Genomic DNA, 26,773 nt, shown 5'->3' with positions numbered 1-26,773 from the left:
GCTGTCCGGCTGCCTGAGTTCGTTACTAACGCTTGACAGCACTACCGCAGCGAGTTACTAACATTTCATGATTCCTTCGGCAACATTCCGACCAATCTCCGGAGAAACCGTTTTAAAAATTAAAGGACTGGACTAATGAGGAGAATAAATACTGCTAAAGCTAACGATGACTGGACACTATAGTGGCAACAGTATGCCCTTGAATGAAAAGGAGTACCTTATGGGAAGTCCACTCAAAATCGACACAATGACCCTTACCGAAAAGCTGGATGCCATGGAAACACTCTGGGATGACCTGTGCCACCATGTTCAGAATGTCGCTGTTCCTGAATGGCATCATGAAGTACTTGCCGCACGGGAAGCGGACCTGGCGGACGGAACCGCCCGGTTTGACGATTGGGAAACCGCAAGGGACAAGATCCGTGAGACGCTGAAATGAAAATCAGCATCCTTGACGCTGCAATTCTGCAAAAACTTGCCTATCGAGTACCCCGACAGACCATCATTAGCTGCAAAAACAGTAACTGACACAGGCCAACCAGAGTGCAGTGCGGTCGAGCCGCACACCCTCTAAGACGTTGCCCGGAAAAAGTCAGATTCCTCGGGAAGCCGGGCCATACCACCGTTCTTCACGGCAGATACTGCTCCGCATGGTAGGAGCTTCTGACGTACGGGCCGCTTTCCACGTGGGCGAAGCCGAGTTGGAGCGCTTCTTCCTTGAGGGTGTCGAAGGTCTCGGGGGGGATGAATTCTGCCACCGGGTGGTGGCTGCGGCTCGGCGCCAGGTACTGGCCGAGACTGAGGTAGGAACAGCCGGCTGTGCGCAGGTCGGCAAGGACCTGCCGCACCTCGTCCAGGGTCTCACCCAGGCCGAGCATGATACCCGACTTGGTCGGGATGGCCGGCGCCAGCTCGTGCGCTACTGCCAGCACTGCCAGGGAGCGGCAATAGTTGGCCCCTTCGCGGATGGCGTAGAGACGCGGCACAGTCTCCAGGTTGTGGCCGAAAATGTCCGGCCCGGCAGCCATAACCTGCGCGATCGGCTCCCGCTGGCCGCGGAAGTCCGGGACGAGCAGCTCGATCCGCACCTCCGGGGCTGCCCGGCGGATCGCCGCCACGGTGGCGGCAAAGGCGGCGGCGCCGCCATCGGCAAGATCGTCGCGGGTCGGGCTGGTGATCACTACGTGACGCAGCCCGAGCCGGACGATGGCGGCTGCAACCCGCTCCGGCTCACCGGGATCCAGCGGCAACGGCAGCTCCTTGGTGACGTTGCAGAAGCTGCAGTGCCGGGTGCAGGCCTTCCCCATGATGAGAAAGGTCGCCTGGCGCTGACGGAAGCACTCGGCGTAAAAAAGGGGACAGGCGTAAAAAAGGGGACAGGCTACTTTTCCTGTCCCCACTTTCTCGGCCTGCCTCTCGGATTGATCGTTGCCGAAAGGCCAAGCGCCTCTATTATCGTGCCTTGCCAGCCAGGCGACCCAAAAGGGGTTTGCCGGTTGACACTCCTACGCAATCGTTCCAATTCGTTCTCCGTTATCGGCTTATCAACGTACTCTGGCCAGTCCTGTGGCAACATTACCGGAAGGTTTCTGACAGACCCTGTGTCGTTGCTTCTGTGGTAGGCATGAGAACTCCACGGCCACTCTGCGGCGCGGTTCACCAACCCTGACCTTACCGGATTGCCCTCAATGTAGCGGGCAACTGTTATCAGATGGGTATCGTCCTGAATGATGAAACTCTTGTACCTTCCCTGCCAGACATGACCGCTCGTCCGATAATGCCGATGGTAGCGCCGCACATGACTCGTCATGAGCCATTGCATCCAGGCGCTCAGGCACTCCGCTTGTTCCGGTTGCACCAGCAGGTGAAAATGATTCGGCATCAGACACCAGGCATAGACCCCCACCGTGAATCTGTCAGCAGACTCGTGCAGCAGCCCAACAAAGGCCGCATAGTCTTCAGGTTTGTGAAAGACCTCTTGCCGGCCATTGCCACGGTTGATAATATGGTAGAAATGGCCGTCTGCGAGGCCTCTGGCTATTCTCGGCATTTACCTATCCTTCAAAAAGTAGCCTGTCCCCTTTTCCTTCCAATAAAAATAAAACATCCCACGGTAAGACCTATCAATGCACTACCAATAAAATAGTATAATGAAGCAAAAAATACGTCTTTGAACACTTTATCATTGACAATTGAATTTTTATTTCCATATAAATTGTATAATGTGAGCGCTATTTCAAGGCATGATGATATAGCTCCGCTTATAACTCCAATTAATATATTTATTTTGCATAAACCAATTAACATGATATTTTTTCGTTGGACCAATAAATCAATTATTGAAAATATCAATCCTAGCAATAATCCTTGGACAGCCCACCCAATCAATCCTACAATATTATCTCTTAAATAAGGTGACAAGAGATAAAAAGAAATAAAACCATACATTAATCCGCCAACAAGTCCAATTAAACTAGATTTAATCAACCTCATGGTTTCCTCCAATAAAGATTTAAGCGGTCGCAAGCTTCTGATCCTTTTCTATTTAACATTTGAGCTTTCCATTTATCTTCTTCTGTTCCTTCTTTTGCTTCTTTTATAGCTTCAATCAAATCAAATGCTGAATCGGCAATATCCTTAGCACCTCCTGGGAGTTCATTTGAAGCAGTATAATCAGGAGCACTCAGCTGTGGGACATTAACATTAATGAGAGACCATTGTTGATAGTAGACCGTAATTTCTTTGGTTTTGCCACTACATGGGTCAGTGCACTTCGCTATTAAAATACGATATTTTGCCCACCACTTTCGGCCTTTTTCTATTCGCCAACCAACAAACCCCCATTTCAACCCATCTGGATCAACATAATTCATGGGATTTTGTTTAACGTGAGACCGTCTGAAAACCCCTCTTCGGAGTCAGTGATACTCGTCCGACAGCAATCAGACTCAGTTACCCGCCCAGCGTACCTTGCAAAAACCTGCTTCGATCTTTCAAAGAACTATTTTGTTGCCGACAAAACTGGCAAAATTACCAATCCAAAGATGATGCTTCCCTCAGTTTTTTGACTTTATGCGGCAACCATTGCCGATTCCGGTATTTTGGGTTTCAACTTTTCCAGTTCCAACTTGATCCATCGCTTAATATTCACGGCAAGGGCTGCGAAGTAGCATTGCAGACCAACCTTCTTGAGTCCCCGATATTTCGCCCTTCGCATACCATGGTATCTGACCAACTCTGACAGCTTGCCCTCGACAGCCTGCCTGAGTTTCATGTCTTCTTTGAACTGGTCAGTTCGGTTGTAGATTTCCGCTTCCCGCAACTCCTTGTTGACCTTGCTGATGCCAACTGTTCGCCTACCGTCCCTGGAGTTGGTACATTCGGCCTTGCGTGGGCACTTGCCACATTCGGTCATGGGGAAGTGGAACATCCTGATTTCTTTTTGCCGATCCCATGAACTTTGTTTGGTAGTAACTCCAGCGGGGCAGGTCAAAAGCATGTTCGCTTCGTCATAATTAAACATGCTCTTGGGGTAGACAGCCTTGCTTCTGCCGTTCTTCTCTTTCATCGGGGCAACGACGATTATTCCCTCTTTCTGCAAATCCTGCCTAACTATGCCATCGCCGTAGGCCGTGTCACCGATCAGCTTAGCTGGCTGCAACCCATGCTGCTTTTGTTCGACTACCGCCTCGACCATGTTGCTGCCATCATGACGATTACCACGCATGGGCTTGATGTTGGTGATAAAGCGGCTTTCTACCGTTTCGGTGATGTTCGCCTTGTAACCGGTGAAACGCTTGGTGTTCGACTTGGCACCGTAGCGGGCATCCGGGTCAACCGGCGATACTATGATGTCCTGCGGCTTATCTTTATAGTCCCGCTCCTTCGGTGCGCCGGATTCATCCTCGGTGATATTTTCCTGGAGGATACGCTTCAGCATGTCGACCCGGCGGGAAAGGATTTCATCGCCTTTGATTTTTCTGACTTCGCCAAGCAGAGTGCGAGCATCGGTAACGACTTCGACGAGCTTTTGCTTGCGGTTGTCAATGTCCAACCGGCCAGGAGCATCATGGTTGACGTTCTTCTTGCCGTACTCATCCAGGTTGATAGTCGCTGCCAACTTGGTATTTATTGCCTTATGGCGCTTTGCAAGCGGCTTCAGTATTTCGTAAATGCCTTTCTTAACCAGTGTTACCATGGTCGGGATTGCCACATCGGCAAGAACATGGGTGGCATCGATACGCTGAAATTCGTCCTTCCGTATCAAACCGGAGTTGACGAGGTGGGCCAGTATTCGGTCGAAGGTTTCTTTCTCTTTACCGTTTTCAAGGAGCCGTTTTCTGAAATCGCCCAACGACGAATGGTCGAACGGGCGTTCATCAAGCTGCAAACCAAGGGCATACTTGATTTCAATGTCGAACATGCACGCTCTCTCCATCTCCCGGTCCGACAGATCACGGTAATGCTGGAGGATGGTTGCCATTGCAATAAGGGCCGGTGAGATGGGCGGTCGGCCATTGTTCTTGCAATACATGCTCTCAAACTGCTCGTCTTCTATGAGCGGCCAGACAATTTCTTTGAACTTACGATAAAAACTGTCTTTTGGAATTAGTCGTTCACAGACATAGTTCGCATCAAAGAAGCTTTTTTGACAACTATTATTTATTAGCATATCGTCACATACAAATAACCGATAAGATATGCTAATTATACCATAAATATATATTGCAACATAAACACATTATAAGTTGTGTGATAGCATAAATATTATTGTTACTGTCATTATTGATAATGCAATTGTCGTACTGTATATCCAAATTCTGGATTGTTGTAATAACTTACCTTGAAACCACCACGCGAAAATAGCGCCAACAATAAATCCAATTATCCAATTTGCAGTTTGGAATGATGATATGTAATACATCAACATTATCGGCAAGGCAAAGGACTCTACATAAATAAGCCAGGCACAAATTCTGTCAACGATACCGAAAAACATAACTAATTCCCCCTACAATTTCGCAATTCAGTAACCGGTTTATTCAGGTATAGTCCGGATTTTGGGTCGTATTGCAATCCAAATCTATCAGGAGAATTGCCAGGCTCCCCATAAACGTTCGGGAATAAGTCTCTGTATCTGGGGTCTTCTTGTAAAGGACTTGCAAAAGTGTCTGGAAAAGCAAAAAAACTAAAAACGGAAGCTGGGCCATGCAAAAGTCTACCTAATGCGCTTCTAAAAGCCATTTGTGGCAATTTCTGAAATAATTTATCGGTTCCTGCTTTTATCAAAGATGGCACTTCTGAAACTGTAAACAAGCCCAACGGGTCGGTTCCATTTACGGGGTTGTTTTCCGTGTATTGATACAAGTTTGTTTGAGGGACAGGAGGTTTTCCGACACTATCAACGTAAGAATATAAGTTTATACCACCGGCGAAGCCTATCGGATCGCGGCTAACAAACCTCCCTTCCATCGGGTCATAGTACCTCGCCCGGTAGTAATACAGCCCCGTCTCCTTATCCCACTCTCTTCCCGTGTAGGTGTAGCTATTGCGGAAGCTGGTGCTCGGCTTCACCATCCCGTAGCTGTCGTACTCGTAGCTCTGCACGACTGCCTTGTTCCGGTCGGTGATGCTGACGATGCTTCCCAGGCCGTCGGCGTGGTAGAAGTAGCTGCTGCCGTTTCGCTCCAGGGCCAGGTGCTCATCTACGCCCGCGCCATGGGTGTAGACGGTCTTTTCCGTTGCGCCGCCGGGGCTGGTCTGGATCTCCAGGAGGATGTTGTCGCCGTCGTAGACGTAGGCGTAGGTTTCGGTGCTGGTTGACCCGTTTGCCAGGGTCTCTACCTTCTTCTCGATCCTTCTCCCCTGCGGGTCGTACGCGAAGGTGACGGTCCGCTTGTCGGTGGCGGTCCCTTTCTCGACCTTGATCAATCGATTCTCAAAGTCCCAGCTCTGGCTCCAGCCGGTGGCGGCACTGGGGACAATTTTCTCGGTCTGGTTGCCGTTGTTGTCGTAGCCATAGGTGAGCTTGCGTCCTTTGGTCATCCGGTTGGCCGCATCGTGCAGGTAGCCGGTATCCTTGGCGCCGGGGCCGGCCTGGCGGTTGCCAACGGCGTCGTAGCTGAAGGTCTCGGGCCTGGCCGCGGTGACGGTAAGCAGGCGGTAGATGCTGTCGTAGAGGTACTGCTCGGCCTCGGTGAAGGTCTTGCCGGTCCGGTTGCCAACGTTGTCGTGGCTGTAGGTGAAACTGGCGATGGTCGTGCCCGCTGTGCGATGGCTCAGGCTGGTGAGCCGGCCGGCATCGTCGTAAACATAGGCAGTGGTGATGCCGCTGGGATAGGCGAGGCTGGTCCGTCGGCCGTTCGTGTCGTAGCCGTAGGTGAAGATGCCGGAGATGGAGCCGATGGCGGTGGGGCGGCCAGCGCTGTCGTAGGCGTAGGTGAAGACCCGCTCGTCGGCGGTGCCGGGCTGGAGGGTCATTTTCGTGCGGTTGCCAAGGGTGTCATACTGGTAGGTGATGGTATACTGCCAACTGCTGTTATCGGGCCAGGTGACGGCAACGAGATAGTTGCCACTGTAACTGAAGGTGTAGTCCTTGCCAGCCGGGTCGGTGATAATGGCAATAACAATGTGAAAACAATCTGCACGCTCTCAACTATATGCATCCGCCAGCAAAATACAAGTCAATTTATCCAATTAATTCAGCGTGTTAAATAATTTTACACTGTAAAATATCTTTACATGTAAATCTTTTTTACACCCCTCACTGATGATTAGTAGTACGTTTTTAGTCTTATTCGTGACTGCCCGATAGTCTCAACAAGCATGAGCCTTATCACCCAAAACCCAAGTCAGGCGCGAAGGGACAACGCGCTGGCCAATTCAAAGGGAATGCCGGGAGGAGGCCAGATCTGTTTGGTGTTTTCTCAAACCGTTGCCCGGAAAAAGTCAGATTCCTCGGGAAGCCGGGCCATGCCGCCGTTATTCCGGCAGATACTGCTCCGCATGGTAGGAGCTTCTGACGTACGGGCCGCTTTCCACGTGGGCGAAGCCGAGTCGGAGCGCTTCTGCCTTGAGGGCGTCGAAGGTCTCGGGGGGAATGAATTCGGCCACCGGGTGGTGGCTGCGGCTCGGCGCCAGGTACTGGCCGAGACTGAGATAGGAACAGCCGGCTGCGCGCAGGTCGGCAAGGACCTGCCGCACCTCGTCCAGGGTCTCCCCCAGGCCGAGCATGATCCCCGACTTGGTCGGGATGGCCGGCGCGAGCTCGTGCGCCGCTGCCAGCACCGCCAGGGAGCGGCAATAGTCGGCCCCTTCGCGGATGGCATAGAGACGCGGCACGGTCTCCAGGTTGTGGCCGAAGATGTCGGGACCAACAGCCATAACCAGGGCTATCGACTCCCGAAGCCCCCGGAAATCGGGGACTAAGAGCTCGATCCGCACCTCTGGCGCTGCCCGGCGGATCGCCGCCACGGTGGAGGCAAAGGCGGCGGCGCCGCCATCGGCCAGATCGTCGCGGGTCGGGCTGGTGATCACCACGTGGCGCAGCCCCAGCCGGACGATGGCGGCTGCCACCCGCTCCGGCTCGCCGGGGTCGAGCGGCAGCGGCAGCTCCTTGGTGACGTTGCAGAAGCTGCAGTGCCGGGTGCAGGCCTTCCCCATGATGAGAAAGGTCGCCTGTTGCTGGCGGAAGCACTCGGAGATATTGGGGCAGAGCGCCTCCTGGCAGACGGTATGGAGGCGGAAATCCCCCAGCAGCCGCTCCATCTCGGCATGTGCCGAGGGGCTCACCCGCTTCTGCAGCCACTCCGGCTTCCTGACAATCTTCATGGCTCTTCCCCCCGCAGGTTCCAGTCGTCGCTGCCGTATTTTCCCCCAGCCAGCGCCTCGGCACGGGCCGCCTCCTCCGCGGTCAGGGCGTCGCTTACCAGCTCCACGCCGAGGTTTACGGCGAATGCCTCTGCAAGCCGCGCTTCCAGCTCTTCCGGCGCAGCGGTCACCCCCAGGCGGCCGAGGTCGGTCACCATTGCGGCAAGCCCGGCGGGATGCTCCCGCACCAGCTGCATCGCCGTGGCAAGGGAGTCGGCGAGCGGGATGGAGCCATGCTGAAAGATGACCTCCTTCCGCCGACGCTGGGCATTGCCGCCGATCTTTTTCCCCTGAACCAGGATATCGTAGCTCTCTTGCCCGGCAAAACAGAACGGGGTCCGCTCCCCCAGCCTCGCCCCTGGCGGGGCGCTCTCCACGGCATAGCGGGCCGACAGACCGAGCCCGCGATAGAAGCCGAGCAGGAAGCCGGTCAGCACCCGGAACGTTTCCTTGATGGTGGCGGCAGGGGGGAGATGGTGCGGGGCGCAGACGATGCCGTAGGTGAGCTCTTCGGCGTGATAGATGGCGCCGCCGCCGGTGACCCGCCTGACCACCGGCACCCCCAGCTCCCGACAGCGGCCCAGGTCGATGGTGGCGGCATCCTGGAAGCGCCCCACGGACAACGCCGGTGGACTCCATCCGTAGAGGCGGAGCACCGGCGTCGAGCAATGCGGGTCAAAGCAGGTGAGGAGCGCCTCGTCGATGGCCATGTTGCGCGGCCCGGGCAGGCGGCCGCTCCGGATGAGGCGCCAGGGTGTTGCTAACATCCAAAATAGCAGACGTTCTGCTCGCGGGCAGCCTTGGTTTCGTCCAGACGGCCGACCGGCGTGGTGATCGGGGCCTTTTTCAGCGCTTCGGGATCGGTTTCCGCCAGCAGAGCGGCCTCGCGCATCACCGCGATGAAGGTGTCGAGGGTCTCCTTCGACTCGGTCTCGGTCGGCTCGATCATGATCGCCTCTTTGACGATGAGCGGGAAGTAGACCGTGGGGGGATGGTACCCCTTGTCGATGAGGAACTTGGCGATGTCGATGGCGTGGACGTCGTGCTCCAGCTGGCGGCTGGCCGAGAAGACGCATTCGTGCATGCAGGTCTGGTCGTAGGGGAGTTCATAGAGGTCTTTCAGCTGGCTCATGACGTAGTTGGCGTTCAGGACCGCCAGTTCACTCACCTCGATCAGCCCTTCCCGGCCCAGCATCAGGATATAGGCGTAGGCCTTGGCCATGACGCCAAAGTTGCCGAAATAGTTGGCGGTCCGGCCGATGCTCTGCGGTGCGTCGGTCATGAGCGTGAAGCGGTTGTCGGCCCCTTTCACCACGCGCGGCACCGGCAGGAAGGGGATCAGCTCCTTCTTCACCCCTACCGGCCCGCTCCCCGGCCCGCCACTGCCATGGGGGGTGCCGAAGGTCTTGTGCAGGTTGACATGGACCACGTCGAAGCCGACGTCGCCGGGACGGACCTGCCCGAGGATGGCGTTCAGGTTGGCGCCGTCGTAGTAGACCAGCGCGCCTTTGGCATGGGCCAGGTCGCAGATCTCCTTGATATGGGGGTTGAACAGTCCCAGGGTGTTGGGGCAGGTCATCATCACCGCTGCCACCTCGTCGGTGAGGGCGGCCCTGAAGGCATCAAGGTCCATGTCGCCGTAGGGGGCCGTGGGGATGGTGATGATCTCGTAACCGACCATGGCTGCCGATGCCGGGTTGGTGCCGTGGGAGGAGTCGGGGACGATGACGTATTTCTTCCGGTTCCCCTTGGCCTTGTGATAGGCGGCGATCAGCATGATGCCGGTCATCTCGCCATGGGCACCGGCCAGCGGCTGGCAGGTGACCTCGTCCATGCCGGTGATCTCGGCCAGAAACCCGCCCATCTGGTGGAGCATGGCCAGCCCCCCCTGGGCATGCAGTTCGCCGCCGGGAAGCAGGGGCGTGACCGGATGGAACGGGGCAAAGAGCCGGGCCGCCTCTTCCAGGGCCTTGGCGTTGTATTTCATGGTGCAGGAGCCGAGCGGGTAGAAAGTCGAGTCCACCCCGATGTTGCGTCGCGACAGCTGGGTGAAGTGGCGCACCACGTCCAGCTCGGAGAGCTCGGGAAGGGTGGTATCGGCACTGCGCAGGTACTGCGGCAGCAGCTCCGCAGCCCGGGGGACGTCGCTGGCCGGCAGGCGCACCCCGCGCCGCCCTGCAACCGATTTTTCGTAGATCAGTTCCATAGTACCCCCTCCAGCTCCGCGACCAGGCGCTCGATCTCGGCCCTGGTCCGTTTTTCAGTCACCGTCACCACCAGGCAGTTTTCCGCCCCCTGGTAGTACTGCCCCAGCGGGATGCCCGCGGCGATGCCACGCTCCAGAAGCGCTGCAACCACCTCGTCGGCAGGCTTGGGGAGCGCGATGGTGAATTCATTGAAGGTCGGAGCACTGGAAAGGACCGCTACCCCCTTGACCCCGGCGAGGAGCCCCTTGGCATACTCGGCCTTGTCCCGGTTGAGGCGGGCAAGCTCCTGCAGCCCCTCCCGGCCGATGCCGGCCAGGAAGATCAGCCCGCGCAGGGCGCAGAGGCTCTGGTTGCTGCAGATGTTGGAGGTGGCCTTGTGGCGCTTGATGTGCTGTTCGCGGGCCTGCAGCGTCAGGACGAATCCACGCCTGCCTTCCTTGTCGACGGTCTCCCCCACGATCCTGCCCGGCAGGTTCCTGATGTACTGCTTCTTCGCGGCGATGAAGCCGAAGGCCGGTCCGCCGAAGGAGAGATGGTTCCCCAGGCTCTGCCCGTCACCCACTGCGATGTCGACCCCCATCTCGGCAGGGCTCTTCAGCATCCCCAGGGCGATGGGGTAGACGCTGGCGACCAGCAGCGCGCCGCAGGCATGCACCGCGTCGGCGACATCGCCGTAATCGGCGACGCAGCCAAAGGCCGTCGGATTCTGCACCAGCACCGCGGCGCAGCGGTCGTCGAGCTCGGCCTTCAGGGCCGTCCGGTCGAGCAGCCCGTCCACCGGCGGGAGTTCGACGATATCCACCGACAGGTTGGCCAGGTAGGTCTTTACCACCGACCGGTGGAACGGGTTCATTGCCCCGTCCACGACGATCCGCGAGCGGCCGGTGACCCGCAGCGCCATCATGGCCGCCTCGGCCAGGGCGGTGCCGCCGTCGTAAAGGGAGGCATTGGAGACATCCATGCCGGTCAGCCGGCAGATGGCGGTCTGGTATTCGAACAGGGCCTGCAGGCTCCCCTGGGAGCATTCGGGCTGGTAGGGCGTGTAGGCGGTATAGAACTCGGACCTGCCGGCCAGGTGATCCACCACCGCCGGAATCAGGTGGTCGTAGAAACCGCCGCCGATGAACGTCAGCAGCTCGCAGCCATTGTCAGCGGCCAGCCCCTTTATCCGGTCGAGCATCTCGAATTCGGACATGCCGGCGGGAAGATCGAACGATTTCGCCCGGAGTTCCTGCGTAATCGGCCCGAACAGCTCCCGGATGCTGCCGACGCCGATAGCGTCCAGCATCTCCCGTATTTCACCAGGCGTATGCGGCGTAAAGCTCATGGGAGCCCTCCCTTTTCACATTTCATGATTCTTTGGCCCCTACAGCCCCTTCAGATATTCGTCGTACTGGTCGCGGGTCATCAGCTTACCCACTTCGACGGGATCGGCCATCTCCAGGCAGGCCATCCAGGCGGCCTCTTCGGCCGACTCATTGACGATCTCCGGGGTGTTTTCCAGGGCCTCGTTGACCGACATTACCTTGCCCGACAGCGGGGCATAGATGTCACTGGCAGCCTTGACCGACTCGATGGCACAGAGGACCTCGAACTGCTTGACGCTCTTCCCCGTCTTGGGCAGCTCCACAAAGGTGATATCTCCCAGTTGGTGGGCGGCGAAGTCGGTGATCCCGACCGTGGCTACGTTCCCTTCAACCTTTACCCACTCATGCTCTTTCGTGTAATAGATCGCCATGCCGTATCTCCTTGAAAAATGGGATGGATATTCTCATGAAACAGTGACCCGGGCGGGCGGAAAGCGTCGGCTGTCTCTCGGAATCGCGGCCGCGCAGGACAAAGCTGTCAGGCCCTGAGCGAGCCCCCGCTGTAGAAGGGAAGTTCGCAGACCGATGCCGACATGGTCACGTTTTCGTGGCGGACGGTCAGCTCGCTGCCGATGGCCGCGCCCTTCGGATCGACCAGCGCCAGGCCGATGCCGCAGCCGAGCATGGGGGAAAAGGCACCGCTGGTGACGGTGCCCACGGCCTCGTCGCCGGCGCAGACGGAGTAATGGTGGCGGGGGGAACGGCGCGAACCGACCTTGAACGCGATCTTCACCCGGTTGAGGCCGGCGGCCCGCTGCTTGAGCAGGGCATCCTTGCCGACGAACTCCTTGTCGAAGTTGACAAAGGCCTCCAGCCCCGCCTCAAGGGGAGTGATGGTCTCGTCCAGGTCGTTGCCGTAGAGGCTGTAGCCGACCTCCAGGCGGAGCAGGTCACGTGCCCCCAGGCCTGCGGCCTTGACCCGCGGGTCAGTGCAGAAGAGGTCCCACAGCTCCACAACCTTGGTCGCAGGCAGGAAGACCTCGTACCCCAGCTCGCCGGTGTAGCCGGTCCGGCTGACGATCGCCTCGCAGCCGAGGATGGTGGTCTTCATGAACTTGAAATAGGGAAGGGCGCCGACCTCGGCGGGGAAAAACCGGAGCATGACCTCGCGGGCGAGCGGCCCCTGCAGGTCGAGCTTGCCGGTTGCGGCGGAGATATTGGTAAAGTCCGCACCCGGCTGCAGGCGTGAGCCGATCACGGCAAAGTCGTTGTCGGCCGTGGCGGCATTGACCACGATCATCGCCTCGTTCTCGGCAATGCGGAAGACGATCAGGTCGTCGATGATGCCGCCGGATTCGTTGAGGAGAAAGCCATAGCGGGAACGACCCACCGGGATGGAGGCCACGGAAAAGGTGAAGACCCCTTCCAGACCGCCGGCAACCAGGTCGCCCCGGTAGAGGAACTCCCCCATGTGGCAGATGTCGAACAGGGCAGCCTGTTCCCGGCACCAACGGTGTTCGGCGATGATCCCTTCGTACTGGATCGGCATGTTCCAGCCGCCAAAGGGGGCAATCAGCGCATGAAGCCCCTGGTGTCGGTCGATAAGCGGTGTGTCCCTGAGCTGTTCCATGGCGTTTCCCCCTCTTCGTGACGCATGCGGCCAACAACTTTAGCCGATTTGACAAGGTTTGTAAATCGAAAGAAAAGCCCTCCCGCATTTCACGGAAGGGCTCGAAATCACTGCTACTATTCCTGTCGCTACGCTATCAGCAGTCTTCGCGCCAGAGGCACTGCTCCTGCCCGCAGGTCGGGGCATTGCCGCTGTTGTAGCACTCCTCGTTCCCCTCTGCACGCTGGATCGCCTGGATCAGCTCTGCCTTCTTCATCTTTCCCGCCTTGACCCCTTTCTGCTTCGCCAACGCCTTGACCTCATCGATCTTCATCTCTTTTCTCCTTTATTGAGTGAGATTTAGACTGCCCGGTGAATGCCTCCCGTTCCGTTATCCCCTGCCCGTAATCCGTTTCCAGCCAGTTTCCGCCATTTCGGTTACCCCGTCGATGGTCCGTTGATAGAACCGCTTCACCGGCATCCGGTTGACCAGGATCTGGCCATTCGCCAGCTCCAGACTGACCCGGTCGCCGGGAGTCAACCGGCTGATCTCGGTATGGTTTTCCCCGCCGATGCCGAAGAGGAAGCTGTAACGCCCCCCCTGGTAGCGGCAGGAGACGATCATGACGATCGCGGCCGGTGCGCCGCTCTGGTGGTCGTAACGGACCGTGGCCGTCACAAAGGCCCCTTCCACCACCCCATCCCCGGCCAGCAGGTTCTCTACCGTGACCGCCTTCGGCTTGAGACGCCCCAGCGACGGCAACCCCCAGGGGCGGTAGGGCTCGGGCGCCCGCTGGCGGTAATGGTCGGCCCGCTCCAGCAGGATGACCACGTTATTGTTGATCGGCCCGCCGATGGAATGAGAGAGCCCTGCCTTGAAGCCTCTCTCCCGGATCAGGCGGTGATTCTCCACGACCTGGATCATCCCGGTGGCGCCGAGCGGGTGACCCCGCCCCTTGAGTCCGCCAGTCAGGTTGGTGGGGAACATCCCCCGGTCGCCGGTCAGGCTGTCGTCCAGGAGCGCCTCCAGGATCCTGCGACGCGGCACGATCCCCAGGTCGGCCATGTTGATCGGCCCGAAACCGTTGAAGGGGTCGTGCATGTTGACGTGCAGTGTGCCGGCAAACGCCCTGATATCCTTGATCCCCGCCATGCCGTAGGCCTCTGCGGCGGCGCGCACCGTGGCCGGGAAGGAATGGAAGTAGTTGCGATCGGCAATGGTGGGGATATCGGTGGCGCTGCCGACCCCCGCGACTACCACATCGTGGGGGCGGGCCGTGAGGATCACGGCAGCCACGCCGTCGGACATGGGGCAGAAGTCGTGGTAGCGCAGGGGCCACCAGTAGAGGTAGTTCTTGCCGGTCACGACCTGTTTGAAATAGTCGGCCACCGGCAGGGGGAACTGGAGATGGGCATCGGGATTGCGGGCGGCATAGCGGTGGGCCCGCTCGGTGAGCAGGGCCGAGAAGGCGCTCCACTCGGAGAAGGAGAGCCCGAGCCGCTCCATCAGGGCACGCGCCACCAGGGCTCCGCAGGCGGGCATGGTCAGGCCGAACTCCGCTTCATCCCGGTCAATGACCCCGGCTACGATCCGGGTTGCCTCCGGAGTGCTGACATCGCTCATCTTCTGGATGCCCAGGGCCAGGACATGGTCGCAGCTGCCTGAGGCGACCATCAGGTAGGCGGCCTCCAGTGCCGAGGCCCCGGAAGAGGAGGCCGTGTCGATGAGCAGCGACTTGCTCCCGGACACGCCGAGCACGCCGGCCACCTTGGAAGCGGTATTGTCCACGCCGGAAAAGGCGACCGGGCTCTGGCAGCCGACCACCACCGCGTCGATCTCCCTGCGTCGGACCGTGCCGGCGGCAAAGACATCGCCCGCCTTCTCGGCCAGACCGAGAAAGCTGAGCAGCTCGCGCTCCCTGCCGTTATATCGGCCGACCGGAGCCATGCTGGAAGCTGCCACATAAACGGTTCGCGGCCTGAACTGTTGCTCCATACCCTCCCCTTGCCCATTGGCGGTTATATAGTAACAAATATTAGGCAACTGACAAGTCGACCCGCAAATTCTCTTGTCATGGACCCGCCCCTCTGCTAATAAAAGTGGCAGATTTCACACAAGGAGCTTACCGTGGTCGAGCGCATGAAAAACGTGGTCGTATTTGTTCGGGATTTCGCCGCTGCCCAGCACTTCTACAAGGAGCAACTCGGTCTGCCGGTGGCAAACGAAGGCCAGTTCATGATGGAGTTCTTCCCCGGCTCCACCACGAACCTGGGGGTTGCCACTGCCATGCACGAGGACGCCTACCCCCTGGTGGGGCGGCACACCGGCATTACCCTTGTCGTCAAGGAGCTGGATGAGCTCTGCCGGAAGCTGACGGAGGCAGGGGTCGCCTTTGCCGAACCGCTGATGCAGACCCCCTGGGGGAAGATGGCGGTGGTGAAGGATCCGGAAGGCAACCAGATAGCCCTCGTCGACCGTTAGGTCACGCTGAAAAACACCCATCTGCTGTGTTGGCTCGTCATCGGCTCGTCAACGTACATTCCATGTACGCCTCCGTCGCCTCTTCCTCGCCGCCGTGCATCTGGGTATTTTTGAGCGTGACGAAATATCACCCGGACAGGACTCACACATGAGAATCATAACTTCCAAGCATCTGGATGCACTCTCCGACGTCGCCAAGGGGGCGCCGCGAAAGCGGAAGAACCTCAATCTTCACCCGACCGACGAATTCTGCTGCCACAGGCTGTTCAACGCCATCGAGCCGAATTCCTACATCCGGCCGCACCGCCACCTGGACGAGGCCAAGGACGAGACCTTCACCATCGTCAGGGGGGCACTCGGCGTGATCCTCTTCGACGAGGCCGGCACGGTCCTCGACTCGGTGGTGCTCACCCCCGGCGGGCCGGCGGTTGCCGTGGATATCCCCCACGGCCTGTTTCACGGTGCCGTCTGCCTGGCACCGGGCACGGTCTTTTTCGAGGCAAAGGCCGGCCCCTACCTCCCCCTCTCTGCTGATGAAACCGCGTCGTGGGCACCGGAAGAAGGCACCCCCGAGGCAGCCGCCTACCTGGCCGGCCTCGTTACCCGACTGTTGGGCTGATCCGGTGCGCCGGGCCTTCCTGCTCATATGCCTGCTGCTCCTTGCCACAGCCGGCCCGGCACGTTCCGCCCCACCGAAGCCACGCCCGCTGGCGGGCAACGGCATCCTCACCATCCGCTGCATCCCCGCGAAAACCGCCGTTGACCAGCTTCCACTCCATCTCTACCGCGAACCGGGCATCGGCAGGATCGGCGAGCTGGACCCGCTCGACCTCCCCCAGCTCTCACCCGCGCTCAAATGCGCCGCAAACTCCTTTCTGGCAGTGGTCACCCGCAAGAAGGGAGACTGGGTGAAGGTGATCTACGACGAGGGGGGGCGCGAGGGGTGGCTGGAAATGGCCCGGCACTGGCGCTACGAATCGTGGGGGAGCTATCTGAGAGGGCGCGAGGTGCGGATGCTGCCCGGTCTCCGCAAGGAGCTCACCCAGTTGCGCAGCTCGCCCGACCTCCATGCGCCTGCATTGGGAGCATTGAGCAGCCGCAGCAGCCTGCGCGTGGTGGAAGTCAGCGGCAGCTGGATCCTGGTGCTCGTCGACCTGACCGATTCCGGCTGGATCAAATGGCGCGACGACGACGGCAGGTTCCTGGTTTCCTGCGAGTGACCGGCTGAGGTTGCATATATTCGTTGACGGCGGGTTGCGACTATGTTATGTGGGTATATTATGAAATTCACCGGAATGATCGCATATTCTGCAGCAGCACGAGCTACCGGCGCAGCGGCGTCGGATGCCGCAGGTATGCCCGCTTTCCGGTAGCGTTCACCTTTTACGACACTACCAGCTCAAAAGGCCGCGGGACTATCCCGCGGCCTTTTCATTTTCGCTGCACCCTTTGCGGGTGCTGCCAGACCATCTTCGGAGGCAATGCATGAGAAACGAACTCGTCCCCCCCAGCGCCGGCAGGATCACCTATGAAATCCGCAACATCGTCAACGTAGCCGAGAAACTGCAGAAGCACGGGGTAAAGATCAACTGGGAGAACATCGGCGACCCGATCGTCAAGGGTGAGATCATCCCGGACTGGATGAAGGGGATCGTTGCCGCGGCCGCCATGGAGAACGACTCCTATGGCTACGCCCATACCCGCGGCGTCCTGGAGACGCGGGAGTTCATCTGCGGGCTGACCAACCGGCGCGGCGGAGCGCAGATCACGCCGGAGGACATCATCTTCTTCAACGGCCTGGGCGATGCCATTGCCAAGCTCTATGGCGTGCTGAACCCCGAGACGCGCATCCTCATGGCCTCCCCCTCCTACACCACCCACTCGTCGGCGGAGTCTGCCCATGCCCACACCGCGCCGCTCTGCTTCAGCCTCGATCCCAAAAACCGCTGGTATCCGAACATCGAGGAGATCCGCAACCTGGTGAAGTACAACCCGAACGTGGCCGGCATCATGATCATCAACCCGGACAACCCGACCGGCATGGCCTACCCGGAGGAGCTTCTGCGCCAGATCGTCGCCATTGCCCGCGAGTACGACCTCTTCATCCTGGCCGATGAGGTCTATAACAACATCGTCTACAACGGCGAGAAGACCGTGCCGCTCTCCGACGTGATCGGCGACGTGCCGGGCATCGCCATGAAGGGGATCTCCAAGGAGCTGCCCTGGCCCGGCTCGCGCTGCGGCTGGATCGAGGTCTACAACTTCAGCCGGGACGAGCGATTCCAGCATTACGTCAACGCCATCCTCAACACCAAGATGAACGAGGTCTGCTCCACCACCCTGCCGCAGAAGGTGATCCCGGCGATCATGAGCCATCCGGAATACCCGGTCTACCTTGCTGAGCGGACCAGCCGCTATGAGCAGATGAGCAACATCACCTACAACTTCCTCAAGGATGTGCCTGGGCTGATGGTGAACCGGACCAACGGCGCCTTCTACATGGCGGTCGCCTTCGAGGAGGGGCTGCTCACCAGCCGGCAGTCGCTCCCCATAGAAAACCCGGAGGTGAGAGCCCTGGTGGAAGACCTGGTCAATGCGCCGGGCGTGTCGCCGGACAAGCGCTTCGTCTACTATGTGCTTGCCAGCACCGGGATCTGCATCGTCCCGCTCTCTTCGTTCTCCACCCCCCTGCAAGGGTTCCGGGTGACCCTGCTGGAGCGGGACCCGGCAGAATGCGAGCGGATCTACAAGACCCTGGCGAAAAAGATCGACGCATACCTCAAATCCTGAACTGCCTCTCCTGCAATGAGAAAGGCCCGTCCGGTATCCGGGCGGGCCTTTTGTTTCTGGGGCGTCTCTTTTTCTCAGCAGGAAAGCGGATCGATTCCCCATGCCGACAGTTCGACGAGCACCCGCTGCGTGAGCTCGTCGAACCTCCCCGCCACGACATCCGACAGCTCCATTCCCATCTCGATGCAGGCGGGCTGAACCCCGACCAGCACCACCTCTGCCGGGCAGAATCCCTGCAGGTCGGCAACGGCAAGCAGGTCCTTCAGCCCCATCTGGTGCGGTGACAGCCTGGTTGCCAGGGCCACCGGCACCTCCTCGCCGGACAGGCGCACCAGGGTCCCCGGTGCTTCACTCGAATCGATGGCATCCACCACCAGAAGCCGCTCCACCCCCTCCAGCCGGGGCAGGAGATCCAGCCCCAGGGTGCCGCCATCCAGCAGGCTCACCTCCGGCGGAAAGCGATAGCCGGTTGCCAGTCGCTGCACCACCCGGACGCCGACGCCGTCGTCGGACATGACCAGGTTGCCGATGCCAAGGACGAGAACTGCCAGACCGCCTCCCCTGCTGCCTGTTGATATCCCCGGCGTTGCACGTGCGCCAGGCTGTCAGTCCTTCGTACGCACGGCCTTGTAGCCGCTGAACATGCTGGACATGACCCCGCCCCGCTCCTTGACATCCATCAGCCAGGCGCTGTAGACGTGATGGATGGCAAAGCCGATCAGAAGCCACATGACGCAGTGGTGCGTCAGCCGGAGGGTCTGGTTGGAAAAGAGCACCAGCAGCCAGCCGGTCAGCTTGTGCATGGTTCCCAGCGGCGCATGCTCGGCATAGAGGGTGAAACCGGTCACGATCATCACCAGGTAGAGCACGAAGACCAGCGCATAGGTGGTGCCGGCAAGTGCGTTGTGCCCGACCGGTTGCGGCCCCTTTTTGCAGAGGAAGGTGTAGTAGCGAAAGGTCGCCAGCATGTTGCGTCGCCCCGCCGGGGTGAGGATGGGGAAAAACTCCCGCCAGGACGCATAGCGGTTCCCCCTGAACGCCCAGTAGATGCGGCTTGCGACGCTGACGGCAAACAGGTAGGCCGCGGTGAAGTGGACAAAGCGGACCCAGCCCATCACATAATCCGACGGGGTCGCCCCCAGGGTCGCAGGGGAGCCGATATAGATGCCGGTCAGCGTCAGTACCGCGATGGAGAGCACGTTGACCCAGTGGGTCGCCCTGACCGGTATCTCCCAGACATACTTCTCGTAGAGATGTCCCATACCCCCTCCTACGTTACCCGGACCCGCACCGTCTCGTTGCCGGCGGCATCGAGAACATGGACGGCGCAGGCGAGACAGGGATCAAAGGAATGGATCGTGCGCAGGATCTCCAGCGGCTTGTTCGGGTCGGCAATGGGTGTGCCGACCAGCGCCTCTTCGTAAGGTCCCCGCTGCCCCTTGTGGTCGCGCGGCGAAGCATTCCAGGTGGAGGGGACCACTGCCTGGTAATTGAGGATCTGCCCCCCCCGGATCTTGATCCAGTGACCGAGCGCCCCCCGCGGTGCCTCGTGCCAGCCGTAACCTGCAGCATCCCCGGGCCAGGTGGCCGGATCCCATTTCTCGCCTGCGTGGATCCGCAGGTCACCCTTGCCGATGTTGTCCTCCAGTTGGGCAAGCCAGCCGGGCAGCTGCTGGGCCGTGATCAGGCAGTCGAGGCCGCGGGCGGCGGTCCTCCCCAGGGTGGAAAAGAGGGCCTCGGGTCCCACGTTGAGATGCTTCAGCACGAGACCGACCGCGTCCCTGGTCTCCTTGTGTCCGGCGGCATAGGCCACCAGCAGCTTGGCCAAAGGCCCCACCTCCATGGAGCGCTCCTCGTAGCGGGGGGACTTGACCCACGAATATTTGCGGTCGGTGTCCAGATGCTCGTAGGGGGGCCGGGGGCCGGTATATTTCGGCTCGGTCTCGCCATCCCAGGGGTGGAATCCCTTGCCGCTCCCCCCGGAATACTCGTACCAGGAGTGGTCCACGTATTCGGCGATCTTTTTCTGGTCCACCGGATGCACCTTGGACAGGTCCCTGCCGAGGACGATCCCTGCCGGGAAGAACATCCTGCCGCTTGCCGGGTCGGGAAACTCGCCATAACTGAGATAATTCCCCACGCCGCCGCCAATCCCGGCCCACTCCTTGTAGAAGGAGGCCACGGCCAGCAGGTCGGGGATATAGACCTTCTCGACAAAGTCCCTGGTCTTTTTCAACAGGCCGCCGATCTCGGCAAGTTTGTCCGCATTGAGGGCGTTCTGCGAATCCAGGTCGATCGGGATCGCCATCCCCCCCACCAGGAAGGTCTGCGGATGGGGGTTCTTGCTTCCGAGGATGGCGTGTATCCGGATGATGTCTTTTTGCCACTGCAACGCTTCAAGGTAATGGGCAGTGGCCATCAGGTTCGCCTCGGGTGGCAGCTTCATGGCCGGATGTCCCCAGTAGGCATTGGCAAACGGCCCCAGACGCCCCTTGGCAACGAAGGCCTTCAGCTTTTCCTGCACCTCTTTGAAATAGGTGGTGGAATTGAGCGGCCATTCGGACAGAGAAGCGGCGAGCGACGCAGTCCCGGCGGGATCGGCCCTGAGAGCCGAGGTGATGTCCACCCAGTCCAGGGCATGCAGGTGGTAGAAGTGGATGACATGGTCCTGAACGTTCTGGACCCCCATGATGATGTTGCGGATCAGATCCGCATTGGGGGGGACCGTGATGTTCAGCGCATTCTCCACGGCCCGGATGGAGGCAATGGAATGGACCGTAGTGCAGACCCCGCAGAAGCGCTGGGTGAAGTACCAGGCGTCGCGGGGGTCACGCCCCTGCAGGATCTTTTCGATCCCCCGGAACATGGTGCTGCCGCTCCAGGCATCGGTAATCCTGCCGCCGTTCACCTCCGCCTCGATCCGGAGGTGTCCTTCGATACGGGTGATCGGGTCAACGACGATCTTGGCCATCTCCTCAATCCTCCTTTGCGCCTTCGGAATCGTCGCCTCGGCGGAATGCGCTCAACACGCCGTGAACGCCAAAGGCAGCAGCGGTCCCCACGGCCAGCCCCAGACCGATCTTGTCGGCAGTAGCCTCGATGCCGAATCCCGGCACGTTGGGAAGCCGCTTGTAGAGCGGGGTCATGGAATCCCAGAACATCGGCTGCGAGCAGCCGGCGCAGCCATGCCCGGCAGCCACGGGCCAGCTGGTCTTGTCGTTGTAGCGCTGCGTCGGGCAGTTGTGGAAGGTTTCCGGCCCCTTGCACCCCATCTTGTAGAGGCAGTGTCCGTGGCGGTGTGCCTGGTCTCCCCAGGCCTCCACGTACTGGCCGGCATCGAAATGGGGGCGGCGCTCGCAGTTGTCGTGTATCCGCTTGCCATAGGCGAACAGCGGCCGGCCGAGGCCGTCGGTGGCGGGCAGCTTCTTGAACAGCAGAAAATGGACGACGGTTGCGGTCAGGTTGTCGGCGTTCAGGGGGCACCCCGGCAGGTTGACCACAGTGGCGCTCGGCACCGCCGCCTTGACCCCCACCGCGCCGGTGGGATTGGGCGCGGCAGCGGGGATGCCGCCGTAGGAGGCGCAAGTGCCGACGGCAAGGGTCGCGAAGGCGCCACCGCAGACTTCACGGGCGCGATCCAGCGCCGTCCGGCCGGCGATACAGCAGTAGATCCCATCATCCTTCATCGGGATGGAACCCTCCACCACGGCGATGTATGTCCCCTTCTCCTCCCGGACCACCTTGTCCAGGTTCGCCTCGGCCAGATGGCCAGCCGCCGCCATGATCGTCTCCGCATAGTCGATGGACAGGATGTCGAGGACGATCTCGGCCACGGTCGGGTTCGAGGCCCGCAACAGGGCCTCGGTATCGCCGGTACAGCTCTGGAATTCGAGCCATACCAGGGTCGGCCGCTTCACCTCGTCCAGCGCACGGACGATCCTCGGCGCAAACGCCGGAGGAAGGGCCAGTGCGGCAGACATGGCGGTACAGAACTTCATGAACTCCCGGCGTGTAACCCCCCGCCGCTCGAGAAGCGTAGAAACGCTGTCTTGAAATTCAAGACCGTTAGTCGCTTCAGTGTCACTGCCCTGTTTCCGAGCCATCCGACAACCCCCTTCCTCAAGACTGCGGTTGACAGAGAATTTCAAACTATTGTTTTATCATTTTCTCGAACTCTCATACATTGTCAAGAAAATTATACACCCTCCTGTCCGGACATCCCCGACAGCCCATGCACGGGCAAACGTCAATGCGGCAACAGGGACCTGCCACACCTGACTGACAGTATCCGGCATAAAAAAAGGGATGACACAGTGCCATCCCTCTCGGAGCAGGTATGCCGGGGATACCGGCGGCAGCGGATCAGAGCACCCGTGCCACCGCCTCTGACACGGAAGAGCGGTACTGCTCGAAATTCTTGCGGAACCGTTCGACAAGATCGGCAGCGATTTCGTCGTAACTCGCCTTGTCGGCCCAGGTATTTCGCGGATTCAGGATCTCGGCCGGAACGCCCGGACAGACCTTCGGGATATCGAGCCCGAAAAATGCGTCCTTTTCATAGTCGACTTCGCCGAGGGTCCCGTCTATGGCCGCATTTACCAGGGCACGGGAGTAGGAGATCTTCATCCGCGAGCCAACGCCGTATGCCCCGCCGCTCCAGCCGGTATTGACGAGCCAGCAGTTGACAGCGTGGTCGGCAATCTTCCTGCCGAGCAGGTTTCCGTAGACGGATGGATGCAGAGCCATGAACGGCGCGCCGAAACAGGTGGAAAAGGTTGCCTGCGGTTCGGTGATCCCGGCTTCGGTTCCGGCCACCTTGGCGGTATAGCCGGAGAGGAAGTGGTACATCGCCTGGTCGGGAGAAAGCCTCGCTATGGGGGGAAGCACGCCGAAGGCATCGCAGGTCAGCATGATGATCGTGGTGGGATGCCCTCCCATGCCCGACCTGATGATATTGGGGATATGGGTGATGGGATAGGATGCCCGGGTATTTTCCGTGAAGGAATCGTCGTCGAGATCGATCCGCCGGCTGACCGTGTCGATGGCAACATTCTCCAGAATGGTGCCGAACCGCCGGGTGGTCTCGTAAATCTCCGGTTCGGACTCCTTGGAGAGCTTGATGATCTTGGCATAGCAGCCCCCCTCGAAATTGAAGACCCCCTTGTCGTCCCAGCCATGTTCGTCGTCGCCGATCAGCTTGCGCCGGGGGTCGGCAGAGAGTGTGGTCTTGCCGGTACCCGAAAGCCCGAAGAATATGGCCACATCGCCCTTCTCCCCCGCATTGGCGGAACAGTGCATGGACATGACCTGCTTGTCATGTGGAAGGAGGTAATTGAGGATGGTGAAGATCGACTTCTTGATCTCGCCGGCATAACTGGTGCCGCCGATGATGATGACCCGTTTGGCGAAATTGACGATGATGAAGGTTTCGGTGTTGGTGCCGTCAATCGAGGGGACCGCGTGAAAACTGGGCATGTCGATGACGGTGAATCCCGGCTTGTGGGTCTCCAGCTCTTCGGGGGTGGCACGGACGAACATGTTGCGGGCAAAGAGAGAATGCCAGGCCCGCTCGGTAATGATCCGTACCGGCAGGCGGTGATCCGGGCTGGCACCGGCAAAGCAGTCCTGGACGAACAGGTCCTTGCCGTGCAGGTAGGCCATCATCCGCTTGTAGAGTCCCTCGAACCGGGCAGGATCGAAGGGCCGGTTGACCTTGCCCCAGTTGACATGATCGTGACAGGAGGGCTCATCGACAATGAACTTCTCATTCGCAGCACGCCCCGTATAATGGCCGGTCTTGACCGCAACCGCACCGAGATGGGTCACCAGACCTTCGCCACGCCGGACGATCTGCTCGTAGAGCACCGATGTGGGCGGCGTCCAGTAGATGAGGTTCGCGTTGGTGATGCCATGCTCTTCAAGCCCCGTGCCACGGGTAATGTCGTTCAATTTCATCGCAAGATCTCCTCTGTTGTGGAAAAGTTGACCCCGACCATTGTACGGCCCCATCGCCCTGCAGAGGCCTGTTATGCGAAAAGGCCGGGCGAACACCCGAAATTCTCCGATAATGTCGCCCAGCCTTTTCTGTTTCCCGCCAACCCGTTTCCGTTCTGCCAGACCTCTCGCAGAACGGATACTGTCAACAGTTCATGTCAGTTCTTACTCATTCCACCCCTCGGGATGGACATCGCCGATCTGCTCCCAGTGCTCGGGCGAACGCCAGAGGCTGGAGAGGATCAGTTCCCGCATATGGAGGAATTCCTTGGGGAGGCGATCGTACATCTTGACGAACAGCTCCTCGTGGGAGAGGACCTCGTCCTTCCACATATCGCGATCAACGGACGTCAGTTCGTTAAACTGCTCGCGGCTCAGGTTCAGTCCGTCCCACTCCATGTCGTCGTAGCGGGGCATCCAGCCCAGTGGGCTTTCCACGGCCCCGGCATGCCCCTGCACGCGGTCGACGATCCACTTCAGCACCCGCATGTTATCGCCATACCCCGGCCAGAGGAACTTGCCGTTCTCGTCCTTCCGGAACCAGTTGACGCTGAAGATACGGGGCGGCTTGGCAATGGAACGTCCGAACTGCAGCCAGTGGGCAAAGTAATCGGCCATGTGGTAACCGCAGAAGGGGAGCATGGCAAAGGGATCGCGACGGACGTTGCCCGTGGCGCCGACAGCGGCTGCCGTGGTTTCCGAACCGAGCGTGGCGGCAAGGTAAACCCCATAGCTCCAGTTGAAGGCCTGATAGACCAGCGGAATGGTATTCTTGCGGCGACCCCCGAAGATAAAGGCGCTGATCGGCACCCCCTTGGGATTTTCCCAGTCCGGGTCGATGGACGGGCACTGGAAAGCGGGCGAGGTAAAGCGGGCATTGGGGTGAGCGGCAGGACGGCCGCAACCGGGGGTCCATTCGTTCCCCTGCCAGTCGGTCAGCTTTGCCGGCGGCTCGTCGGTCATTCCTTCCCACCAGACATCGCCATCCTCGGTCAGGGCAACGTTGGTGAAGATGGTATTGGCGGCGCAGGAGGCCATGGCATTGGGATTGGTCTTGACGTTGGTGCCGGGGGCCACGCCGAAGTACCCGTATTCGGGGTTGATGGCATAGACCTGACCGTCCGCGGCCGGCTTGATCCAGGCGATATCGTCGCCGATGGTGGTCACCTTCCACCCCTTTTCCTGGAACGGCTTGGGGGGGATCAGCATGGCGAAGTTAGTCTTGCCGCACGCGCTGGGGAAGGCCGCGCCGACATAGGTCTTTTCTCCATCCGGAGACTCGACCCCGAGGATCAGCATATGCTCGGCCAGCCACCCTTCGTCCAGGCCGATCTTGGAGGCGATGCGCAGAGCCAGGCATTTCTTGCCGAGCAGGGCGTTGCCGCCGTAACCGCTGCCGAACGACCAGATGGCGCGCTCTTCAGGGAAGTGGACGATATATTTTTCCTTGTTGCAGGGCCAGGAGACATCCTTCTGGCCCGGCTGCAACGGCGCGCCGACCGAATGGACGCAGGGGACAAATTCGCCGTCCTTGCCGAGGACATCCAAAACCGCCCTGCCCATGCGGGTCATGATCCGCATGTTGGCGGCAACATAAGGGGAATCAGAAATCTCCACGCCGATCTTGGCGATGTTGGATCCCAGCGGCCCCATGCTGAACGGGATGATATACATGGTTCTGCCGCGCATGCACCCTTTGAAGAGCTTATGCAGGGTCTCTTTCATCTCCTTGGGATGCATCCAGTTGTTGGTCGGCCCGGCATCATGCTTGGAAAGGCTGCAGATGAAGGTACGGTCTTCGACGCGGGCAACGTCGATCGGATCGGACCAGGCAAGATAGCTGTTGGGCCTTTTCTCGGGATTCAGCTTCTTGAAGGTCCCGGATGCAACAAGCAGATTGCACAGTTCGTCGTACTCCTCCTGCGAACCATCACACCAGTGAATTCTTTCAGGCTCGCATAGAGCTGAAACCTCTTCCACCCACTTCAAGAGCTGCTCGTTCTTCGGGACCTCATAACTCATTCCAAACTCCTCCCCACGTCATTAGGATTTTTATGTAACCGCGTTGGCACTTCAAAACGCCCAGACACTGCTCTGGAACTGGATGAGAAAACGATGAACCGTCCGGAGTCAGGATGAGCACGCACACACAAGGCGCGGTGCTCGAATCGAAGGGAGAAGGCGGAAGAGACGGAGGAACGGAGAGACATCAACTTGTCACATGAAGCAGAGCTTTGCGAGGGGCAAGAGGATCGATCGTCCAGTGATTTCCTTGCATCCTCGAACCGGCTCTGCCCGACCGGCTGAAAACACCGGAAAGCTGCGATTGGAGCCCCAGCTGCCCGGGAGTCAGAAGGTTGACTCACCTCGTGGTTCGGAACCAGGGGCTCCCGGTTCGCGGTAGCGAGCTGCATGGTCGGACAAACCATGGCCGTCATTCCGCAACCTCCTCCTCGGGTCCCGCACCGTCGGGATGCCATGTTTTCTTACTATTCTCCCCTTCGAGCGTTTTTTA

At 59.5% G+C, this 26,773-nt stretch carries 25 protein-coding genes; 5 read left to right on the top strand and 20 right to left on the bottom strand.

Annotation, left to right across the window (positions count from 1 at the left end; translation table 11 throughout):
* Positions 1 to 247: 247 nt before the first annotated feature.
* Complete coding sequence (locus GJT30_12370; protein MSM40406.1) at positions 248 to 439, top strand: addiction module antitoxin RelB; 192 nt, start codon at positions 248 to 250, stop codon at positions 437 to 439.
* A gap of 190 nt (positions 440 to 629) precedes the next feature.
* Here the strand turns inward: GJT30_12370 and GJT30_12365 are convergent, their stop codons facing one another.
* The 14 genes from GJT30_12365 to GJT30_12300 all read right to left on the bottom strand — a co-directional run bounded on the left by GJT30_12365 (position 630) and on the right by GJT30_12300 (position 14,988).
* Entirely contained in the window at positions 630 to 1,469 is an 840-nt protein-coding gene (locus tag GJT30_12365) for a lipoyl synthase (protein ID MSM40405.1), read from the bottom strand.
* Complete coding sequence (locus tag GJT30_12360) at positions 1,382 to 2,050, bottom strand: transposase (GenBank protein MSM40404.1); 669 nt, start codon at positions 2,048 to 2,050, stop codon at positions 1,382 to 1,384. The genes GJT30_12365 and GJT30_12360 overlap by 88 nt, the downstream gene beginning before the upstream one ends.
* A gap of 11 nt (positions 2,051 to 2,061) precedes the next feature.
* Complete coding sequence (locus GJT30_12355) at positions 2,062 to 2,493, bottom strand: hypothetical protein (GenBank protein MSM40403.1); 432 nt, start codon at positions 2,491 to 2,493, stop codon at positions 2,062 to 2,064.
* The gene (locus tag GJT30_12350) at positions 2,490 to 2,873 is read right to left on the bottom strand and encodes a hypothetical protein (protein MSM40402.1); all 384 of its coding nucleotides are present in this window, start codon (positions 2,871 to 2,873) and stop codon (positions 2,490 to 2,492) included. The genes GJT30_12355 and GJT30_12350 overlap by 4 nt, the downstream gene beginning before the upstream one ends.
* Before the next feature lie 197 nt (positions 2,874 to 3,070).
* Positions 3,071 to 4,672, bottom strand: coding sequence for an IS1182 family transposase (locus GJT30_12345; protein MSM40401.1), 1,602 nt, complete (start codon positions 4,670 to 4,672; stop codon positions 3,071 to 3,073).
* Between the two features lie 329 nt (positions 4,673 to 5,001).
* The gene (locus GJT30_12340; GenBank protein MSM40400.1) at positions 5,002 to 6,480 is read right to left on the bottom strand and encodes a hypothetical protein; all 1,479 of its coding nucleotides are present in this window, start codon (positions 6,478 to 6,480) and stop codon (positions 5,002 to 5,004) included.
* Positions 6,481 to 6,981: 501 nt separating this feature from the next.
* Positions 6,982 to 7,830, bottom strand: coding sequence for a lipoyl synthase (gene lipA, locus GJT30_12335; GenBank protein ID MSM40399.1), 849 nt, complete (start codon positions 7,828 to 7,830; stop codon positions 6,982 to 6,984).
* The gene (locus GJT30_12330; protein ID MSM40398.1) at positions 7,827 to 8,636 is read right to left on the bottom strand and encodes a lipoate--protein ligase family protein; all 810 of its coding nucleotides are present in this window, start codon (positions 8,634 to 8,636) and stop codon (positions 7,827 to 7,829) included. The genes lipA and GJT30_12330 overlap by 4 nt, the downstream gene beginning before the upstream one ends.
* The gene (locus tag GJT30_12325) at positions 8,630 to 10,075 is read right to left on the bottom strand and encodes an aminotransferase class V-fold PLP-dependent enzyme (protein ID MSM40397.1); all 1,446 of its coding nucleotides are present in this window, start codon (positions 10,073 to 10,075) and stop codon (positions 8,630 to 8,632) included. Before GJT30_12325 ends, GJT30_12330 begins: the two co-directional genes overlap by 7 nt.
* Complete coding sequence (locus GJT30_12320) at positions 10,066 to 11,403, bottom strand: aminomethyl-transferring glycine dehydrogenase subunit GcvPA (protein MSM40396.1); 1,338 nt, start codon at positions 11,401 to 11,403, stop codon at positions 10,066 to 10,068. The genes GJT30_12325 and GJT30_12320 overlap by 10 nt, the downstream gene beginning before the upstream one ends.
* Before the next feature lie 39 nt (positions 11,404 to 11,442).
* Positions 11,443 to 11,814 carry a glycine cleavage system protein GcvH gene (gene gcvH, locus GJT30_12315; GenBank protein MSM40395.1) on the bottom strand — a complete coding sequence of 124 codons (372 nt, stop codon included), beginning with the start codon at positions 11,812 to 11,814 and terminating at the stop codon, positions 11,443 to 11,445.
* Positions 11,815 to 11,921: 107 nt separating this feature from the next.
* Positions 11,922 to 13,013, bottom strand: coding sequence for a glycine cleavage system aminomethyltransferase GcvT (gene gcvT, locus GJT30_12310; protein ID MSM40394.1), 1,092 nt, complete (start codon positions 13,011 to 13,013; stop codon positions 11,922 to 11,924).
* Positions 13,014 to 13,149: 136 nt separating this feature from the next.
* On the bottom strand, positions 13,150 to 13,326 hold the full coding sequence (locus tag GJT30_12305) for an SAP domain-containing protein (GenBank protein ID MSM40393.1): 177 nt from the start codon (positions 13,324 to 13,326) through the stop codon (positions 13,150 to 13,152).
* Between the two features lie 57 nt (positions 13,327 to 13,383).
* The gene (locus tag GJT30_12300) at positions 13,384 to 14,988 is read right to left on the bottom strand and encodes a thiolase family protein (GenBank protein ID MSM40392.1); all 1,605 of its coding nucleotides are present in this window, start codon (positions 14,986 to 14,988) and stop codon (positions 13,384 to 13,386) included.
* A 132-nt stretch (positions 14,989 to 15,120) separates the two neighbouring features.
* On the opposite strand from GJT30_12300, the gene GJT30_12295 reads away from it, so the two are divergent.
* From GJT30_12295 to GJT30_12280, 4 genes are all read left to right on the top strand, one after another.
* A complete protein-coding gene (locus GJT30_12295) occupies positions 15,121 to 15,474 on the top strand; it encodes a VOC family protein (GenBank protein MSM40391.1) in 354 nt (117 codons plus the stop codon).
* A gap of 148 nt (positions 15,475 to 15,622) precedes the next feature.
* Positions 15,623 to 16,093, top strand: a complete 471-nt coding sequence (locus tag GJT30_12290; GenBank protein ID MSM40390.1) for a cupin fold metalloprotein, WbuC family — start codon at positions 15,623 to 15,625, stop codon at positions 16,091 to 16,093.
* 4 nt (positions 16,094 to 16,097) lie between these two features.
* Positions 16,098 to 16,694, top strand: a complete 597-nt coding sequence (locus GJT30_12285; GenBank protein MSM40389.1) for a hypothetical protein — start codon at positions 16,098 to 16,100, stop codon at positions 16,692 to 16,694.
* A 265-nt stretch (positions 16,695 to 16,959) separates the two neighbouring features.
* On the top strand, positions 16,960 to 18,264 hold the full coding sequence (locus GJT30_12280; GenBank protein MSM40388.1) for a pyridoxal phosphate-dependent aminotransferase: 1,305 nt from the start codon (positions 16,960 to 16,962) through the stop codon (positions 18,262 to 18,264).
* Between the two features lie 74 nt (positions 18,265 to 18,338).
* Here the strand turns inward: GJT30_12280 and hybD are convergent, their stop codons facing one another.
* From hybD to GJT30_12250, 6 genes are all read right to left on the bottom strand, one after another.
* Complete coding sequence (gene hybD / locus GJT30_12275) at positions 18,339 to 18,815, bottom strand: HyaD/HybD family hydrogenase maturation endopeptidase (protein MSM40387.1); 477 nt, start codon at positions 18,813 to 18,815, stop codon at positions 18,339 to 18,341.
* Between the two features lie 54 nt (positions 18,816 to 18,869).
* Entirely contained in the window at positions 18,870 to 19,526 is a 657-nt protein-coding gene (gene cybH, locus GJT30_12270) for a Ni/Fe-hydrogenase, b-type cytochrome subunit (protein MSM40386.1), read from the bottom strand.
* An 8-nt stretch (positions 19,527 to 19,534) separates the two neighbouring features.
* Positions 19,535 to 21,235, bottom strand: a complete 1,701-nt coding sequence (locus GJT30_12265) for a hydrogenase 1 large subunit (GenBank protein MSM40385.1) — start codon at positions 21,233 to 21,235, stop codon at positions 19,535 to 19,537.
* Positions 21,236 to 21,239: 4 nt separating this feature from the next.
* Complete coding sequence (locus GJT30_12260; protein MSM40384.1) at positions 21,240 to 22,367, bottom strand: hydrogenase small subunit; 1,128 nt, start codon at positions 22,365 to 22,367, stop codon at positions 21,240 to 21,242.
* Between the two features lie 259 nt (positions 22,368 to 22,626).
* The gene (gene pckA, locus GJT30_12255) at positions 22,627 to 24,219 is read right to left on the bottom strand and encodes a phosphoenolpyruvate carboxykinase (ATP) (GenBank protein ID MSM40383.1); all 1,593 of its coding nucleotides are present in this window, start codon (positions 24,217 to 24,219) and stop codon (positions 22,627 to 22,629) included.
* A 204-nt stretch (positions 24,220 to 24,423) separates the two neighbouring features.
* On the bottom strand, positions 24,424 to 26,280 hold the full coding sequence (locus tag GJT30_12250) for a phosphoenolpyruvate carboxykinase (GTP) (GenBank protein ID MSM40382.1): 1,857 nt from the start codon (positions 26,278 to 26,280) through the stop codon (positions 24,424 to 24,426).
* Between the last annotated feature and the right edge of the window lie 493 nt (positions 26,281 to 26,773).

This window comes from Geobacter sp. (assembly GCA_009684525.1).
Lineage (GTDB): Bacteria > Desulfobacterota > Desulfuromonadia > Geobacterales > DSM-12255 > Geoanaerobacter.
Note: the sequence above shows the minus strand (reverse complement) of the source record. Positions and strands in the feature narration are given on the sequence as shown.

Coding starts and splice junctions, on each gene's coding strand:
- lipA (MSM40399.1), bottom strand. CDS start 7,830: ATGAAGATTGTCAGGAAGCCGGAGTGGCTGCAGAAGCGGGTGAGCCCC.
- GJT30_12345 (MSM40401.1), bottom strand. CDS start 4,672: ATGCTAATAAATAATAGTTGTCAAAAAAGCTTCTTTGATGCGAACTAT.
- GJT30_12320 (MSM40396.1), bottom strand. CDS start 11,403: ATGAGCTTTACGCCGCATACGCCTGGTGAAATACGGGAGATGCTGGAC.
- cybH (MSM40386.1), bottom strand. CDS start 19,526: ATGGGACATCTCTACGAGAAGTATGTCTGGGAGATACCGGTCAGGGCG.
- gcvT (MSM40394.1), bottom strand. CDS start 13,013: ATGGAACAGCTCAGGGACACACCGCTTATCGACCGACACCAGGGGCTT.
- GJT30_12250 (MSM40382.1), bottom strand. CDS start 26,280: ATGAGTTATGAGGTCCCGAAGAACGAGCAGCTCTTGAAGTGGGTGGAA.
- GJT30_12325 (MSM40397.1), bottom strand. CDS start 10,075: ATGGAACTGATCTACGAAAAATCGGTTGCAGGGCGGCGCGGGGTGCGC.
- GJT30_12290 (MSM40390.1), top strand. CDS start 15,623: ATGAGAATCATAACTTCCAAGCATCTGGATGCACTCTCCGACGTCGCC.
- GJT30_12260 (MSM40384.1), bottom strand. CDS start 22,367: ATGGCTCGGAAACAGGGCAGTGACACTGAAGCGACTAACGGTCTTGAA.
- GJT30_12280 (MSM40388.1), top strand. CDS start 16,960: ATGAGAAACGAACTCGTCCCCCCCAGCGCCGGCAGGATCACCTATGAA.
- GJT30_12330 (MSM40398.1), bottom strand. CDS start 8,636: ATGTTAGCAACACCCTGGCGCCTCATCCGGAGCGGCCGCCTGCCCGGG.
- GJT30_12350 (MSM40402.1), bottom strand. CDS start 2,873: ATGAATTATGTTGATCCAGATGGGTTGAAATGGGGGTTTGTTGGTTGG.
- GJT30_12300 (MSM40392.1), bottom strand. CDS start 14,988: ATGGAGCAACAGTTCAGGCCGCGAACCGTTTATGTGGCAGCTTCCAGC.
- GJT30_12305 (MSM40393.1), bottom strand. CDS start 13,326: ATGAAGATCGATGAGGTCAAGGCGTTGGCGAAGCAGAAAGGGGTCAAG.
- GJT30_12340 (MSM40400.1), bottom strand. CDS start 6,480: ATGACCCTCCAGCCCGGCACCGCCGACGAGCGGGTCTTCACCTACGCC.
- pckA (MSM40383.1), bottom strand. CDS start 24,219: ATGAAATTGAACGACATTACCCGTGGCACGGGGCTTGAAGAGCATGGC.
- GJT30_12265 (MSM40385.1), bottom strand. CDS start 21,235: ATGGCCAAGATCGTCGTTGACCCGATCACCCGTATCGAAGGACACCTC.
- GJT30_12360 (MSM40404.1), bottom strand. CDS start 2,050: ATGCCGAGAATAGCCAGAGGCCTCGCAGACGGCCATTTCTACCATATT.
- GJT30_12370 (MSM40406.1), top strand. CDS start 248: ATGACCCTTACCGAAAAGCTGGATGCCATGGAAACACTCTGGGATGAC.
- GJT30_12355 (MSM40403.1), bottom strand. CDS start 2,493: ATGAGGTTGATTAAATCTAGTTTAATTGGACTTGTTGGCGGATTAATG.
- gcvH (MSM40395.1), bottom strand. CDS start 11,814: ATGGCGATCTATTACACGAAAGAGCATGAGTGGGTAAAGGTTGAAGGG.